This window comes from Pelagibius sp. CAU 1746 (genome assembly GCF_039839785.1).
Lineage (GTDB): Bacteria > Pseudomonadota > Alphaproteobacteria > Kiloniellales > Kiloniellaceae > Pelagibius.
Genome location: NZ_JBDOQT010000002.1, coordinates 88054 through 103234, shown reverse-complemented (window position 1 = coordinate 103234; position 15181 = coordinate 88054). Strand labels below are relative to the sequence as shown.

The window sequence follows — 15181 nt, the reverse complement described above, 5'->3', positions numbered from 1 at the left end:
GGCCTCAAAAAAGTCCCTCATGCTGAGGAGCCTGCGTTAGCGGGCGTCTCGAAGCACGCACGGCGGTTGTCCAACTTTTAGCGCTCTGGCCATGTCAGCCCGTAGATTGCCTGGCGGCTGCGGGGAAGAGGCGTTAAACCGCGGTCCTTCCGGTCAGCGACCGTTCGTGCTAGCGTTTTCATCTGCCGGGTGGGGCATCCGACAGGGGGGCGGGGGTATAGTCAGGTCAGCGACTTGCGGGGAAATGCGCCATGACGACGATAAAGCAGATACTCGACAGCAAGGGGCACGATGTCCTGACGGTCCGGCCGGACGACACCGTGCTGCAGGCCCTCGAGCTGATGGCGAGCAAGAACGTCGGCGCCGTGATCGTGACGGAGAACGACGCGCCGGTCGGCATCTTCACCGAGCGCGACTACGCGCGGAACGTCATTCTGAAGGGGCGGTCTTCCTCCAACACCCCGATCCGCGACATCATGGTCCCCGACGTCATCTTCGTGAAACCGGAGCAGACGGTGGACGAGTGCATGGCGATCATGTCGGAGAAGCGCTTCCGCCACCTGCCGGTCATGCAGGGGGGCAAGCTGGCCGGCATCGTCTCCATCGGCGACCTGGTGAAGACGATCATCGACGAGCAAAAGTTCACCATCCAGCAGCTCCAGGGTTATATCGGCGGCAGCGCCTGACGCGCCCATCGGGCGGGCTGCGCGGTCAGCCGAAAGAACCGAAGACGCCCGCCGTCTCCGCTTCGCAGTCGCGCCACAGAGCGGCAACCTCGCCGCGGCCAGCGAAACCGACGTTGTCGGTCATCATGTTGAAGTGCCTGCCGGTGACGCGGTCCATCCAGTTGCCTGAAAGGCCCGAGAAGCCGAGGCGCGGCGAAACCTCGGGCAGGCGCAACAGATAGGCGATCTGCCAGTCGCTGCTGCCGCCCTCGTAAACGCCGATGGCGTCGGCGCCGTCGTGGATCCAGCCGAGCGAGGCGTGGTCCTTGCCGTGCAGCCGGGGTGCGGCTCCCAGCGGGGCCAGGGGCGACTCGCCGAGCAGCAGCAGGCTGTGGCGGATCGCCTTGGGGGAAAGCGGGTCCTGAGGGTGGATCGGCTCCCAGAAGGAGGCGCTCAGCAGGTTGCCGGCGGCGATGGGGGAGAGGTCCCGCATCGGCCGCACGTCGGCCAGGGTGGTGACGCCCGCGCCGCGGATGGCGAAACTGGGAATCCAGCCGTTCAGGCCTGCGGGATCGCGGTCGACATGCCAGCCCAGCCGCTGGAAAAAGCGGGCCCAGGTCGCCTTCAGGCGATTGCGATAAGGGCGGCCCTCCGCGTCGGGCCTCGAGGCGCTGTCCATTGCGACGGATCTCTCGGAGAAACTCGGCCCGAGACTAGCCGCCGGCGATGAAGGCTTTCTTTATCTCCCGCGGGCTGTGCCGCCTGGGCCTATTTGGTGCCGCGCAGGGTCATCCGCCGGACCGCATAGTCGCCGCCGCGGTTGGCGATCAGGACGGCGGTGAAGGGGTCGTTGAAGCTGCGGTCGCTGGCCGAGAACAGCTCTTCGTCGCCGATGGCCGCGAACATCTGGCCGCCGGGCCGGCGGGCCAGGGTGATCTCCAGCGGCTGGTCGTCGGGGATGGTCCCCTTGTAGTCGGCGCTCTCGATCACCCGTTCGGTTCCGCGCTGGGAGATCGCGTAGAGCGTGACCAGGGCGCTTCTGTCGGCCTTGGGCGTGAAGATCAGCCGGTAGCCGGCGTTGCCGGTCTGCAGGACGCCCAGCTCCAGTGCGCCTTCGGTGTCGCCGGCCATGGCGCGGGCGGTGATCTCTGTCTTCATCTCGAAGGCGTTGCTGACCGGCAGTTCCGCGATTGCCAGCGCCGGTGTCGAAGGATCTGCGGCGGTCTTCCCGCCGTTGCGCGAATCCTTGCCGCCAAGGGCCTTGCCCAGCAGGCCGCCAACGATTTCTCCGACCAGTTCCTCGTCGCTCATCTTCTTGTTCTGGCCGGCCTTCGCTTCGACGCGCGAACGCAGGCCGCGCGACCAGTCCATCTTCATTTCACCTTTGCGGACCTCCCAAGGCGCCTTGGGCAGCGACGACTTGGAATCGAAACGGTGGTCGAGCAGCACCACGGGCCAGGTCTGGCCGTAGCGGTTGGAAAGCGCGCGCAGATCCTGCAGGAACCAGGGGTCGGCCAGGTTCTGGGCTTCGCCCTTGCCGATCAGGGTGTCGAGCTCTTCGAGCAGGCTCTTGAGCTTCTCCCCGTCCGTCTGGGCGGCCGCGGTCTGAACAGCCGACGATGTGGTAATCAGCAACAGCGCGGCGGCACCGGCCGCCGCCTTCCAAGTCCCTCGCATTGAACTTCCTTCCTGTGACGAACCTCGTCCGTTCCACGCCTTTTGCATCATTGTTCCATAGACTTCGGCGCTACGGAAGGCGCAGTGCGGCTCAGGCCGCGCCCAAGGCGGCCGTCAGGGCGTCCAGCCGCGCCCGCAAGCCTTCTTTCTCGTAAGGAACTGCTGGTTGCGCCCCCCAGACGGGGCCGGGCCAGGCCGCGTCGCTCTTGAAACGGGCAATGAGGTGGATGTGTAGCTGCGGCACCATGTTTCCCAAGGCGCCGACGTTGATTTTGTCGGGGCGGAAGAGGGTCTCCAGGGCCCGCGAGGCATCGCATATCTCACCGACGAGCTGCGGCATGTCGCGGGAGTCGACTTGGTGAAACTCCCTCAGTCCCGGGCGGCGCGGCACGAGGATCAACCAGGGATAGCTGGCGTCGTTCATCAGCAGCACTCGGCACAGCGGCCAGTCGGCCAGATTGACGCAGTCGGCTGCCAGGCGTTCGTGTAGATCAAAGCTATGATTCACGCTTCGGTTGTCTCCGAATATGAAACGGCGGTATCGGCCCGGCCAAGGTAACCGAGCGCGGCAGCCCTGGCGAGCCACCGGCGGGTGGGTCGGGAGGCCTCCCGGAGCAAATTATTTTTTGCGGTGCACAAAGATACACTTGCCCTTGAGAAAAAACCGATTACATAGCCTTATCTGCCGCCTTGGCGGCAAAAACGAGCACCTGCGATCGTCCAGGAGATCTGGCCCCCGCAAGGGCTCTTTTTGCTGCCTGGACCGGCGGAAGCAAAGCGTGAAAGGAGTATGGTTGATGGTGCCAGACGGCGATTCTCCCGTTCTGCCGAAGACGGTCACCGCGGAGACGGTGCTGGACGTGCGTCATTGGACGGACAAGCTCTTTTCCTTCCGCCTGACCCGCCCGGCCAGTTTCCGCTTCCGCTCCGGCGAGTTCGTCATGCTGGGCCTCATGGGCGAGGGCAAGCCGCTGCTGCGCGCCTATTCCATCGCCAGTCCGTCCTGGGACGACGGCCTCGACTTCTTCTCCATCAAGGTGCCCGACGGGCCGCTGACCTCGCGGCTGCAGCACCTGAAGGAAGGCGACACCATCCTGCTCGGCAAGAAGCCGACGGGCACCCTGGTGCTCGATGCGCTGAAGCCGGGCAAGCGCCTCTACATGCTGTCGACCGGCACCGGCATCGCGCCCTTCGCCAGCCTGATCCGCGAGCCGGAGGCCTACGAGAAGTTCGACCAGATCATCCTGACCCACACCTGCCGCCAGGTGGCCGACCTTGGCTACGGCAGGCAGCTCGTCGACTCGGTCGAGCAGGATCCGCTGGTCGGCGAGCTGGTCGGTGGCAAGCTGACCTACTACGCGACCACCACCCGCGAGGACTTCCCTACCAAGGGCCGCATCACCGACCTCATCGAGAACGGCCGCATCTTCGCCGATCTCGGCATCGCGCCGCTGAATCCCGAGGAAGACCGCGTGATGATCTGCGGCTCCATGGCGATGCTGCAGGACACCAAGAAAATCGTCGAAGACCTCGGCTTCACCGAAGGCTCCAACGCCAGCCCCGGCGACTTCGTGGTCGAAAAGGCCTTTGTGGACTGACGTTCCGCCGGCTGATGTACGGGACTTCCCCCTCACCCAGCTTCTTCTGAGTTCGCTGGAGCTCGCTAAGACTGCGCAACCCTCTCCCACCAGGGGAGAGGGTTTGCTTTGCCGTGCCCTCTCCCCTCGTGGGAGAGGGAGGGTGAGGGGGCTTTACCCCTCCGGCCGCTTGAAGCGCTTGTGCGGGATGAGCGCCACCGGCGTGATCTCCACCAGCAGTTCCGGGATCACCAGGCCGGAAACCTGGACCGCGGTGCTGGCCGGCGCGCCCGGCGTCTCGATGTAGTGGCGGCGCACCTCCTGGATCGCCGGCAGGTGGGCGCGGTCCAGGAAGTAGATGGTCAGCGCGACCAGGTCCTCCAGGGTGCCGCCGGCGGCCTCCACGATGGTCTGGATATTACGGAAGGTCTGGTGCGTCTGCGCCTCGATGTCGCCTTCGCCGACCACCTTGCTATCGGCATCCCAGGCGACCTGCCCGGTGATGTAGAGCGTCACGCCCTCGCCGGCGATGACACCTTGCGAGAAGGCGCGCGCGCCCGGCGACCAGACGTTCTCGGGATTGAAGCCGTAGGCCATGGGGATGCTCCTCAAAGTAAAACGAGGTCACCCTCGGGCTTGACCCGAGGGTCCATTTCTCCGCAGCACGGTCCCAACCAAGGATTTCCATGGATGCTCGGGTCAAGCCCGAGCATGACAGAGACAATAACCGTCAATTCCAGATGACAACCTGTCCAGTCGGGGAATTGAGTTGCATGGCTTCGGGACCATGCCAACATTCGTCCCTGAGGCAAACAGAGAGTTCCAGGTCACCCCCGAAGCACAAAACTACTTCATCTTCAGCTTCTACGATGCGGTCGACTGTCTTGGACTGCAGATCGTGAAGTCTGCGGCCCTCTGGCTTGATCGCAAAATCGTTATAGATGCTGAGCCCGTAGTCGTTCGAAAAGGCCAACTGGATGTAGTCATGGAGCTCGACTACTTCGGTGACGGCGGCTGCCCTCAACATCTGCAGATGGCTTCCCATGTCATCAGCTCCTGAGCTACCGCTGCTGTGTATCCCAATGCGGGGCGATCCACACCGGGGCCTCGGAGGCGGGCAGGGGCTCGCGGCCGCGGATGGTGTCGGCCAGCTTTTCCGCCAGCATGATGGTCGGGGCGTTCAGGTTGCCGCTGACGATGGAGGGCATGACGGAGGCGTCGACGACACGCAGCGCCTCCAGTCCGTGCACCTTGCCGGCGCCGTCGACCACCGCCATGGCGTCGTTGCCCATCCTGCAACTGCACGAGGGGTGGTAGGCGCTCTCCACGTGTTCGCGCACGAAGGCGTCGATCTCTTCGTCGCTCTGAACGTCCGGGCCCGGCGCCAGCTCGGGGCCGCGGAAGGGGTCGAAGGCCTTCTGGGCGAAGACCTCGCGGGTCAGGCGCACGGCGGCGCGGAACTCCTGACGGTCGGCTTCCTGGCTCATGTAGTTGAAGAGGATGCGCGGCGCGTCCTTCGGGTCCGTCGACTTCAGGGTGATCTCGCCGCGGCTTTGCGAGCGCATGGGGCCGACGTGGGCCTGGAAGCCGTGGGTGCCCGCCGGGTTGGTGCCGTCGTAGTTCATGGCGATGGGCAGGAAGTGGTACTGCAGGTCCGGGTGCTCGACGCCGGCCCGCGACCGGATGAAGCCGCCGGCCTCGAACTGGCTGGAGGCGCCGATGCCCTTCTTGAAGAACAGCCAGTCGAAGCCGATCTTCGCCTGGTTCCAGGGCTTCAGGGCCGAGTAGAGGGTGATCGGCTGGGTGCAGGCGTGCTGCACGTAGATTTCCAAATGGTCCTGCAGGTTCTTGCCGACGCCCGGCAGGTCGTGGACCACATCGATGCCGAGCGCCTTCAGCTCGTCGGCGGGGCCGACGCCGGAGAGCAGCAGCACCTGCGGCGAGTTGATGGCGCCGCCGGAGAGGATCACTTCGCGCTCGGCGCGCACCTCCACGCGCTCGCTGCCCTTGGCCAGCTCCACGCCGACGGCGCGGCGGTTCTCGAGCAGCACGCGGGTCGTGAGAGCCCGGGTCCAGACGGTGAGGTTGGGGCGGTGCATCGCCGGCTTCAGGTAGGCGACGGCGGCGCTCCAGCGCCGGCCCCGGTGGACGGTCATGTCCATGTGGGCGAAGCCTTCCTGCTGGAAGCCGTTCATGTCCTGGGTCACCGGATAGCCGGCCTGGCGGCCCGCCTCGATCCAGGCCTGGAACAGGGGGTTCCTGCAGGGCCCCGCCGAGACGTTCAGCGGGCCGTCGCCGCCGCGGTAGTCGTCGGGCCCGCGCTCGTAGGTTTCGGCCTTGCGGAAGTAGGGCAGCACGTGGCTGTAGTCCCAGCCCTGAAGGCCGCCCTGCGCCCAGCGGTCGTAGTCGCGGGCGTGGCCGCGCACGTAGGCCATGCCGTTGATGGAGGAGGAGCCGCCGATGACGCGCCCGCGCGGGCAGTACATGCGCCGGTCGTTGAGATGCGGCTCCGGCTCGGAACTGTAGAACCAGTTGTACTTGTCGTTGGCCAGCGGCTTGGCCAGGGCGGCTGGCATGTGGATGAAGATCGAGTTGTCGCGCCCGCCGGCTTCCAGCAGCAGCACGGAGACGTCGGCGTCCTCGGTCAGGCGGCTGGCCAGCACGCAGCCGGCGGAGCCGGCGCCGACGATGACGTAGTCGAAGCTTTGGGTCTCAGTCATGGCAGACGGAACTCTAGTAGGGCGAGTCGACGCCGTTCATGGCGACGTAGACGCTCTTGACCTGGGTATAGTGCTCGATGGCGGCGCGGCCGTTCTCGCGGCCGATGCCGGAGAGCTTCACGCCGCCGAAGGGCATCTCGATGGGCGTGATGTTGTAAGTATTGATCCAGCAGGTGCCGGCCTCCAGACGCGCGACGACGCGGTGACCGCGGGCCAGGTCCCTGGTGAAGACGCCGGCGGCGAGGCCGTAGGGCGTGGCGTTGGCCCTTGTGACCGCTTCGTCTTCCTCCTTGAAGGCCAGTACGGTCATGACCGGGCCGAAAATCTCCTCGCGCACCACCGCCATGTCGTCGTGGCAGGCGGTGAAGACGGTCGGCTCGACGAAGTTTCCCTTGGCAAGAACGGGATCGTCGGGACGGCCGCCGCCGACGGCAACCTGGGCGCCTTCCTTCTTGCCGAGGTCGATGTAGCTCAGCACCTTCTCGCAGTGCTCGGCGGAAATGAGCGCGCCGACCTGGGTCGCCGGGTCCATGGGATCGCCGATCTTCAGGGCCTTGGTCTTCTCCACCAGGCGCTTCAGGAAGGCCTCGTAGATGCCCTCCTGCACGAAGACGCGGGTGCCGTTGGAGCAGATCTCGCCCTGGGTATAGAAGTTGGCCAGCAGGGCGCCGTTGACCGCGTTCTCCACCTCGGCGTCGTCGAAGACCAGCAGCGGCGACTTGCCGCCCAGCTCCAGGGTGACATGCTTCAGCGACTGCGCCGCGTCGGCCATGACCTTCTTGCCGGTGCCCACCTCGCCGGTCAGCGAGACCTTGGCGATGCCGGGATGGCGGGTCAGCGCCTGGCCGGTGGCGGCGAAACCCTGCACCACGTTGAAGACGCCGTCGGGCAGCCCGGCCTCGGTGTAGATCTCGGCCAGCTTCAGCGCGGTCAGCGGCGTCAGCTCCGCCGGCTTATAGATCATCGCGTTGCCGCAGGCCAGCGCCGGGGCCGACTTCCAGCAGGCGATCTGGATAGGGTAGTTCCAGGCGCCGATGCCCGCGCAAATGCCGAGCGGTTCCCTGCGCGTGTAGAAGAAATCGCCGCCCAGGTCCGTGTGCTCGCCGTGCAGGGAGGCGGCGAGGCCGGCGTAGTATTCGATGCAGTCGGCTCCGGAGATCACGTCCACCGCCTCGGCTTCCTGGATCGGCTTGCCGGTGTCCAGCACCTCCAGCTCCGCCAGCTCGCGGTTGCGCGCGCGCAGGATGCGCTGCGCCTCGTGCAGGATACGCCCGCGCGCCGTCCCGCTCATGGCCGACCAGACGGCAAAGCCCTCGCGCGCCGAAGCGACGGCGGCTTCCACGTCTTCGGCCTCGGCCTGCTGCACGCGGCAGATCACCTCGCCGGTTGCCGGGTTCACGGTCTCGAAGCTTTGGGCGCTGATCGCGGCGCGGTAACGCCCATGGATATAGAGCTGTTGTTCGGGCAGGGTCACGATGGGTGCGTCAGTCCTTGTGCAGAATGCGCGCGACGTAGTCGCGGGCGATGAGGCGCGCCTGGTCGACGGTGAGCGGGCCGTTGGACAGCGCGCAGCGCAGCCACAGGCCTTCGATCATGGCCGCCAGGCCGGCGGCGGCGATCTGCGCGTCCTCCTTCGGCAACAGTTGCTTGAAGGCGTGGCGCAGGTTGCTCAGCAGGCGCCGCTCGTTGATCTTCTGGATACGCCACAGGGCGGGGGAGGTGCGCGCCTCCGACCAGAAGGCGAGCCAGGCCGAGACCGATTCCGGCTCGTTCTGTTCCGGTGCGAAGTTGGCCTGGATGATGGCGTCGATGCGCTGTTCCGGCGTCTCAGCGGACCTCAGGCGTTTCAGGTTCTCCGCCAGCAGATCCTGCGCCAGCGAGCGCATGGTGGCCGCCAGCAGCCCCGCCTTGTCGTCGAAATAGTGAGCGACGATGCCGCCGGACAGTCCCGCGGTCTTGGAGATACGCGAGATGGTGGCGTTGGCGAAGCCCTGCTCGTGGATCGAGGTGATGGTTGCCGCGATCAACTGCCGCCGCCGCAGATCTTCCATTCCGACCTTGGGCATGCGTTTTCGCGGCCTCCGTTTGCGATAGGGGACGGGCTTAGGGACGGACTCCGGGCGCGCCGGTGCCGAGCCTGTCCCATGAGAGGTATTTTATTTTGATTGAACGTTCAATCAAAAAAAACTACGCTCGCCCCTTCGGTTCCATGGCAGCCACCGATGCTGCCTATGCCAATGATCGAGCCCGGCACCGGTTTCCACCGGCAGGCCGGGCCGGCTCCCCCGGTGCAAAGCCGGGGCGGCGTCGAACAGACAGGGACATTGGGGAAAGAGGAGGCACTACATGACCAAGACCATCTTCGCGCGGGGCGCCCTGGGCACCGCCGTGGCGGCGCTGGGTTTCGTTGCGGCGGTCGGCACGGCGCAGGCCGTCGACCCGGCAGCCTGTAAGGAAGTGAATTTCGCCGACGTCGGCTGGACCGACATCACCGCCACTACTGCGGCCACCTCTGTGGTGTTGCAGGGCCTGGGCTACGAACCGGAAGCGGAGGTGCTCTCCGTGCCGGTGACCTACGCCAGCCTGAAGAACGGCGACATCGACGTCTTCCTCGGCAACTGGATGCCGACCATGGAAGGCGATCTCGCCAAGTACCGCGACGAGGGCTCGGTCGAGGTGCTGGGCGTGAACCTGGAAGGCGCCAAGTACACCCTGGCGGTGCCGAAGTACACCGCCGAGAAAGGCATCAAGGACTTCGCCGACATCGCCAAGTTCAAGGACGATCTGGACGGCAAGATCTACGGCATCGAGCCCGGCAACGACGGCAACCGCCTGATCCTCGACATGATCGACGGCGATGCCTTCGGCCTGAAGGGCTTCGAGGTTGTCGAATCCTCCGAGCAGGGCATGCTGGCTCAGGTCGCCCGCGCCGCGAAGCGCAAGGAGGACATCGTCTTCCTGGGTTGGGCGCCGCACCCGATGAACAACAACTTCGACCTGGTCTACCTCTCGGGCGGTGACGACTACTTCGGCCCGGACTACGGCGGCGCCACGGTCTACACCAACGTGCGCAAGGGCTACACCAGCGAGTGCCCCAATGTCGGCAAGCTGCTGAGCAACCTGAAGTTCAGCCTGCCGATGGAAGGCGCCATCATGGGCGCGATCCTGGATGACGGCCAGGAGCCGAACGACGCGGCGACGGCCTGGTTGAAGGCCAATCCGGGCGTGCTGGACGGCTGGCTGGCCGGTGTCCAGACCATCGACGGCAAGGACGGCCTGGCCGCGGTGAAGGCCCATCTCGGCCTGTAATCTTTGGCCGGCAAGGGTGTAAGCTTGGAACGGTCAGGCCACGCGGCCTGGCCGTTCCGCTTTCTGGGGGACTTAGGGGACAAGGGGCCCAGTCATGGACTTCATAGAAGACTATAAGATTCCGCTCGGGAACTGGATCAGCGACTTCGTCGATTTCCTGAATGACCATGCCGCCTGGTTTTTTAACTTCATCTCCGACGTCCTGGGCTTCCTGATCGAGGGGCTGATCGATGTCCTGCAGGCGGTGCCGGGGCTGCTGCTGATCGCCATCATCGCCGCCTTCGCCTATTGGCTGCACCGCTCGATCTGGCTGGTGATCGGCATCGTGCTGTCACTGCTGCTGATCGTGAACATCGGCTATTGGGAAGAGACCATCGAGACCCTGGCGCTGGTGATCTTCGCCACCTTTACCTGCATGCTGGTCGGCGTGCCCGTCGGCATCGCCGCGGCGCACCGGCCCTGGCTCTACACCGCCATCCGCCCCGTGCTGGACCTGATGCAGACCATTCCCACCTTCGTCTACCTGATCCCGACGCTGATCCTCTTCGGTCTCGGCGTGGTGCCGGGGCTCATCTCGACGGTGATCTTCGCCATTCCCGCGCCGATCCGCCTGACCTACCTCGGCATATCTTCGGTGCCCAAGAACCTCTATGAGGCCGGGGAGTCCTTCGGTGCCACCAAGAGACAACTGCTGTGGAAGGTGGAACTGCCGCACGCCCTGCCGACCATCATGGCGGGGCTAACCCAGTGCATCATGCTGTCGCTTTCCATGGTGGTCATCGCCGCCCTGGTCGGCGCCGACGGCTTGGGCAAGCCGGTGGTGCGCGCCCTCAACACGGTGAATATCGCCCGCGGCTTCGAGGCGGGCCTGGCCATCGTCATCGTCGCTATCCTGCTGGACCGCATCTGCAAGCAGCGCGGCCTGAAGCAGAAGGAGCGCTGATCGATGACTGGAAAGGGAATGAAGGCGGTCGACTTCCAGAACGTCGACATCATCTTCGGCAGGGAGCCGCAGAAGGCGTTGACCCTGCTGGACCAGGGCGCGGAGCGCGACGAGATCCTGGAGAAGACCGACAACGTGATCGGCGTGGCCGACGCCTCCCTCACCATCGACGAGGGCGAGATCTGCGTCCTCATGGGACTCTCCGGCTCCGGCAAGTCGACCCTGCTGCGCGCCGTCAATGGCCTCAACAAGGTGACGCGCGGCAAGGTCCTGGTGCGCGACACCGACAACCTGGTGGACGTCGCCTCCTGTGACGCCAGGACCCTGCGGCGCCTGCGCATGAACCGCGTCGCCATGGTGTTCCAGCAGTTCGCCCTGCTGCCCTGGCGCACGGTCGCCGAAAATGTCGGCTTGGGCCTGGAGCTGCGCGGCATGGACAAGAAGGAACGCGCCGCCATCGTCGAGGAGAAGCTGGAACTGGTCGGCCTCTCCCAGTGGAAGGACAAGTTCGCGCACGAGCTTTCCGGCGGCATGCAGCAGCGCGTCGGCCTGGCGCGCGCCTTCGCCACCGACGCCGATATCCTGCTGATGGACGAGCCCTTCTCGGCGCTCGACCCGCTGATCCGCGACCACCTGCAGGACGAACTGCTGGAGCTGCAGCGGCGCCTGAAGAAAACTATAATCTTCGTCAGTCACGACCTGGACGAGGCTCTGAAGCTGGGCAACCACATCGCCATCATGGAAAGCGGGCGCATCGTGCAGTACGGCGAGCCGGAGGCCATCGTGCTGAACCCGGCCAACGAGTACGTGGCCGAGTTCGTCGCCCACATGAACCCGCTGAACGTGCTGCGCGGCGGCTCGCTCATGACGCCGCTGGAGCAGTTGAAGCGGGAGGACGACGAGGTTCTGCTGGATCGCGCCGGGCGTGTGCGGGTGAAGCTGAACGGCGGCGGCGTCCCGCAGTCGGTCTCCCTCGACGGCTACCTCGGCCGCCTCATGCCCTACGAGTCCGGCATGGACATCGCCGCGCTGCCCGCCACGGCGCTCATCACCGCGCCCTGCGACATGTCCATGCGCGTCGCCATCGAACTGCGCCAGGCCACCGGCCATCCGGTGGCTCTGGTGGAGGACGGCAAGCTGGTCGGCGTCTGCGGCGACGAGGAAATCTATGCCGGCATCCTGCGCCAGAGCAGTGTCGCCGACAAAGCGCCGGAGACCGTTCTGTGAAGATCGCCCCTACCTCTATTCAAGGCATCCTCTTCGACAAGGACGGCACGCTGCTGGACTACGACGCTACCTGGGCGCCGCTGAACAAGCTGGCGGCGCTGGAGGCGGCGGGCGGCGATCCGGTGGTGGCCGAGCGCCTGCTGCAGGCCGGCGGCTACGACCCGGCCACGGACTCCCATGTCCCCAACTCGCTGCTGGTCAGCGCCAGCAACGATGTCATCGCCGGCTCCTGGGCCGAGATGCTGGGCGCCGACCCGGCGCATCTGACCGAACGCATCACCGCGGTCTTCGAGGCCAGCAGCGCCCAGACGGCGGTCGCCGTGCCCGGCATGGAAGCGGCGCTGGCAGCCCTGAAAGGCCGGGGCCTCGCCCTGGGCGTCGCCACCAACGATAGCGAGGACAGCGCCTACGCCAGCCTGGCGCCCTTCGGCGTCGTCGAGCATTTCACCTACGTCGCCGGCTTCGACAGCGGCCATGGCAGCAAGCCGGGCCCGGGCATGGTGGCGGGCTTCTGCGAGGCGACGGGTCTGGCCCCCGGCGCCGTCGCCGTGGTCGGCGACAGTCACCACGACATGGAAATGGGCCGCTCAGCCGGCGCCGGGCTCTTGGTCGGCGTTCTGACGGGAACCGGTGGTCGGGACGACCTGGCGCCTCACGCCCACCACGTACTAGACAGCATCGCGGAGCTGGAAGCGCTGCTGGACGAATTGGCGGGCAGGAAGCGGGCGTAGAGCATCAATTGTCACCCTCGGGCTTGACCCGAGGGTCCATGGTGCAACCTGGCCCGCGATCGACATGGATGCTCGGATCAAGTCCGAGCATGACGATTTTGGTTTGTGGCTGGGTTACAGCACGTCCCCACCCAGTTCAGGAAACACCTTGGACACCTTGCCCAGCAGGTAGTCGCCGTAGGTGCCGGTGAAGGCCTGCAGGTCGGCGTCGTCCCAGCGCGGCACCCGCGTTCCCTGGCCTTTGGCTGCCTCGGGCGGCAGCGGCACCATCTCGGCGGCGAAGTCGGGATCGAAGAAGAGCGGGAAGGAGAGGCGCTCCTCGCCGCTGTCGTTGCGCACCCGGTGCGGCGTCGAGAGGTACCAGCCGCCGGTCAGGCGGTCCAGCATGTCGCCGATGTTGCAGACCAGGGTGCCGGCCAGGGGCGGCGCGGCGATCCAGCCCTCCGGCGTCTTCACCTGCAGGCCGCCGTGGCGGTCCTGCGCCAGCAGAGTCAGCAGGCCGTAGTCGGTGTGCTCGCCGACGCCCCAGTTTTCGCCACCGTCGCTTGCGGGGGGTGTCGGCGGATAGTGGAAGATGCGGAACAACACCGTGGGATCGGCGGTGTAGTGCTTCGCGAAGTAATCGGCCGCGAGGCCGAGCGACAGCGCCACGCCCTCCAGCAGGTGATGCGCCGCCCGCGTCGTCGCCGCCATGTAGTCCAGGACGGCGGGCTTCAGGTCCGGCACTTCCTCGGGCCAGAGGTTGGCGCCGTGCAGCGGCCAGCCGGTTTTCACCCGCGGATGCTCGGCCGGCAGCTCGCTGCCGAAGTAGAGCCCTTCCTTGCCGTCGGGGCGCCCGGAGGTCAGCTCGCCGCCCAAGGGGAAGAAGCCACGCCAGGCGCGCCCGCCTTTGCTCATGGGGATGCGCAGCTTCACCTCTTCGGGCAGCTCGAAGAACTTGCGCGCCGCCGCGTCGAGCCGCGCCAGGATGTCGTCTGTGACGCCGTGGCCGGTGACGTAGAAGAAGCCGAAGCGCCGGCAGGCGTTCTCGATTTCCCGCGCGACGCTTTCCCGCCCCGCCGCATCGTCGCGCCGCAACAGCGGCGCCATGTCGATGACGGGCAGGGAGGCGGTCATCGGCTCAGCTTTCCGCCCGACGGCGGCGGCCTTCGCGCCTTCCACGCCGGCCTTCGGGCGCGGCGGGCAGGTCGCCCAGCGGACCGGCCTGTTGCTGCTCGGCGCCCTTGGAGATCTCGCCCAGCTTGACGACGACCTGCTCCATGGTGGGGGCGTCGCCCTTCTCGTGGGCTTCCAGGGCCGCGCGCATGGCCTTGATGTGGGTCGGCGAGGTGCCGCAGCAGCCGCCGATGATGCGTACCCCGGCGTCGAGCGCCAGGCGGGCGTAGTCGGCCATCAGTTCCGGCGTGCCGGAGTACTCGATCTCGCCGTCGACGTACTGCGGGATGCCGCAGTTACTCTTGGCGACCAGCACGTCGCCCTCCTCCTTGGCGCTCTCCAGGTTCAGCAGCGCGGCCATGAGCTCCGAGGCGCCGGTGCCGCAGTTGCCGCCGAAGGCGAGGGGGCGCGGCTCAAGCTCATGGGCGAGCTGGGCGAGCTGCGCCGGCGTCACGCCCATCATGGTGCGCCCGTTGGTGTCGAAGGAGAGGGTGACGACGTAGGGCAGCCCGGCGGCGGTGGCGCCCTGGACGGCGGCCTTCACCTCGTCGACGGAAGACATGGTCTCGATCCAGGCCACGTCGGCGCCACCGGCGGCCAGGCCCTTGGCCTGCTCTTCGAAGGCCTTGGCGCCGGCCTCGATGGTCAGCGGGCCCAGCGGCTCGAAGAGGTCGCCGGTCGGCCCCATGGAGCCGGCGACGATGATGTCGTCGCGCCCGGCTTCCTTCGCGGCGCGGTGGGCGAGCTCGGCGGCGGCCTTGTTGATCCCGAAGACCTTGTCCTCGGCCTTGTGCAGTTTCAGCCGGTTGGCGGTGCCGCCGAAGGTGTTGGTCAGGACGATGTCCGAGCCCGCATCGATGAAGCTGCGGTAGTGCTTCACCACGTCGTCCGGGCGCTCCAGGTTCCACAGCTCCGGCGCGTCGCCGTGCTGCAGGCCCATGGCGAAGAAATTGGTCCCGGTGGCCCCGTCGGCCAGCAGCCAGGGGCGGGTTTCGAGCAGGTCGGTCAGGCGGTCGGGCATAGGCGGAAATTGGTCCTCAGTGCGAGTGAACGATAGGTCCTGGGCGCGGGGAGGGCAAGAAGCCCCCCCACCCTAACCCTCCCCCGCAAGGGGGGAGGGGATAGCCTTGGCGAAAGCCGCTTCAAATCCCCCTCCCCCTTGATGGGGGAGGGATGG

Annotated in this window: 16 protein-coding genes; 6 read left to right on the top strand and 10 right to left on the bottom strand. The window is 66.5% G+C overall.

The window, feature by feature from the left end; all coding sequences use genetic code 11:
* Nucleotides 1-251 precede the first annotated feature (251 nt).
* Nucleotides 252-686 (top strand): CBS domain-containing protein, encoded by a 435-nt coding sequence (locus AAFN88_RS17420; RefSeq protein ID WP_347521815.1) that lies wholly within the window; start codon nucleotides 252-254, stop codon nucleotides 684-686.
* Between the two features lie 25 nt (nucleotides 687-711).
* Here the strand turns inward: AAFN88_RS17420 and AAFN88_RS17415 are convergent, their stop codons facing one another.
* The 3 genes from AAFN88_RS17415 to AAFN88_RS17405 form a co-directional block, all read right to left on the bottom strand.
* Entirely contained in the window at nucleotides 712-1344 is a 633-nt protein-coding gene (locus AAFN88_RS17415) for a hypothetical protein (protein ID WP_347521814.1), read from the bottom strand.
* 89 nt (nucleotides 1345-1433) lie between these two features.
* Nucleotides 1434-2342, bottom strand: a complete 909-nt coding sequence (locus AAFN88_RS17410) for a hypothetical protein (RefSeq protein WP_347521813.1) — start codon at nucleotides 2340-2342, stop codon at nucleotides 1434-1436.
* A 91-nt stretch (nucleotides 2343-2433) separates the two neighbouring features.
* Nucleotides 2434-2850: an HIT family protein gene (locus AAFN88_RS17405; protein WP_347521812.1), complete on the bottom strand. Its 417-nt coding sequence runs from the start codon at nucleotides 2848-2850 to the stop codon at nucleotides 2434-2436.
* A 289-nt stretch (nucleotides 2851-3139) separates the two neighbouring features.
* Here AAFN88_RS17405 and AAFN88_RS17400 point away from each other — a divergent pair, with 289 nt between their 5' ends.
* Entirely contained in the window at nucleotides 3140-3940 is an 801-nt protein-coding gene (locus tag AAFN88_RS17400) for a ferredoxin--NADP reductase (protein ID WP_347521811.1), read from the top strand.
* A 153-nt stretch (nucleotides 3941-4093) separates the two neighbouring features.
* On the opposite strand, the gene AAFN88_RS17395 is transcribed toward AAFN88_RS17400, so the two are convergent.
* The 5 genes from AAFN88_RS17395 to betI all read right to left on the bottom strand — a co-directional run bounded on the left by AAFN88_RS17395 (nucleotide 4094) and on the right by betI (nucleotide 8705).
* The gene (locus AAFN88_RS17395) at nucleotides 4094-4516 is read right to left on the bottom strand and encodes a RidA family protein (RefSeq protein ID WP_347521809.1); all 423 of its coding nucleotides are present in this window, start codon (nucleotides 4514-4516) and stop codon (nucleotides 4094-4096) included.
* A gap of 133 nt (nucleotides 4517-4649) precedes the next feature.
* Nucleotides 4650-4964 (bottom strand): hypothetical protein, encoded by a 315-nt coding sequence (locus AAFN88_RS17390; protein ID WP_347521807.1) that lies wholly within the window; start codon nucleotides 4962-4964, stop codon nucleotides 4650-4652.
* Between the two features lie 16 nt (nucleotides 4965-4980).
* A complete protein-coding gene (gene betA / locus AAFN88_RS17385) occupies nucleotides 4981-6639 on the bottom strand; it encodes a choline dehydrogenase (RefSeq protein WP_347521806.1) in 1659 nt (552 codons plus the stop codon).
* Nucleotides 6640-6652: 13 nt separating this feature from the next.
* Nucleotides 6653-8113 (bottom strand): betaine-aldehyde dehydrogenase, encoded by a 1461-nt coding sequence (gene betB, locus AAFN88_RS17380; RefSeq protein WP_347521805.1) that lies wholly within the window; start codon nucleotides 8111-8113, stop codon nucleotides 6653-6655.
* 10 nt (nucleotides 8114-8123) lie between these two features.
* Nucleotides 8124-8705, bottom strand: coding sequence for a transcriptional regulator BetI (gene betI, locus AAFN88_RS17375; RefSeq protein ID WP_347521804.1), 582 nt, complete (start codon nucleotides 8703-8705; stop codon nucleotides 8124-8126).
* Between the two features lie 280 nt (nucleotides 8706-8985).
* On the opposite strand from betI, the gene AAFN88_RS17370 reads away from it, so the two are divergent.
* From AAFN88_RS17370 to AAFN88_RS17355, 4 genes are all read left to right on the top strand, one after another.
* A complete protein-coding gene (locus AAFN88_RS17370) occupies nucleotides 8986-9948 on the top strand; it encodes a choline ABC transporter substrate-binding protein (RefSeq protein ID WP_347521803.1) in 963 nt (320 codons plus the stop codon).
* A gap of 94 nt (nucleotides 9949-10042) precedes the next feature.
* Nucleotides 10043-10891, top strand: a complete 849-nt coding sequence (choW, locus tag AAFN88_RS17365; RefSeq protein WP_347521801.1) for a choline ABC transporter permease subunit — start codon at nucleotides 10043-10045, stop codon at nucleotides 10889-10891.
* 3 nt (nucleotides 10892-10894) lie between these two features.
* Entirely contained in the window at nucleotides 10895-12118 is a 1224-nt protein-coding gene (gene choV / locus AAFN88_RS17360) for a choline ABC transporter ATP-binding protein (protein WP_347521800.1), read from the top strand.
* On the top strand, nucleotides 12115-12849 hold the full coding sequence (locus AAFN88_RS17355) for an HAD family hydrolase (protein WP_347521799.1): 735 nt from the start codon (nucleotides 12115-12117) through the stop codon (nucleotides 12847-12849). The genes choV and AAFN88_RS17355 overlap by 4 nt, the downstream gene beginning before the upstream one ends.
* Before the next feature lie 114 nt (nucleotides 12850-12963).
* Here AAFN88_RS17355 and AAFN88_RS17350 read toward each other — a convergent pair whose 3' ends face one another.
* Together AAFN88_RS17350 and bmt are read right to left on the bottom strand one after the other, a co-directional pair.
* Nucleotides 12964-13965: a 2-oxoglutarate and iron-dependent oxygenase domain-containing protein gene (locus AAFN88_RS17350; protein WP_347521798.1), complete on the bottom strand. Its 1002-nt coding sequence runs from the start codon at nucleotides 13963-13965 to the stop codon at nucleotides 12964-12966.
* A 4-nt stretch (nucleotides 13966-13969) separates the two neighbouring features.
* On the bottom strand, nucleotides 13970-15025 hold the full coding sequence (gene bmt / locus AAFN88_RS17345; RefSeq protein WP_347521796.1) for a betaine--homocysteine S-methyltransferase: 1056 nt from the start codon (nucleotides 15023-15025) through the stop codon (nucleotides 13970-13972).
* Nucleotides 15026-15181 lie beyond the last annotated feature (156 nt).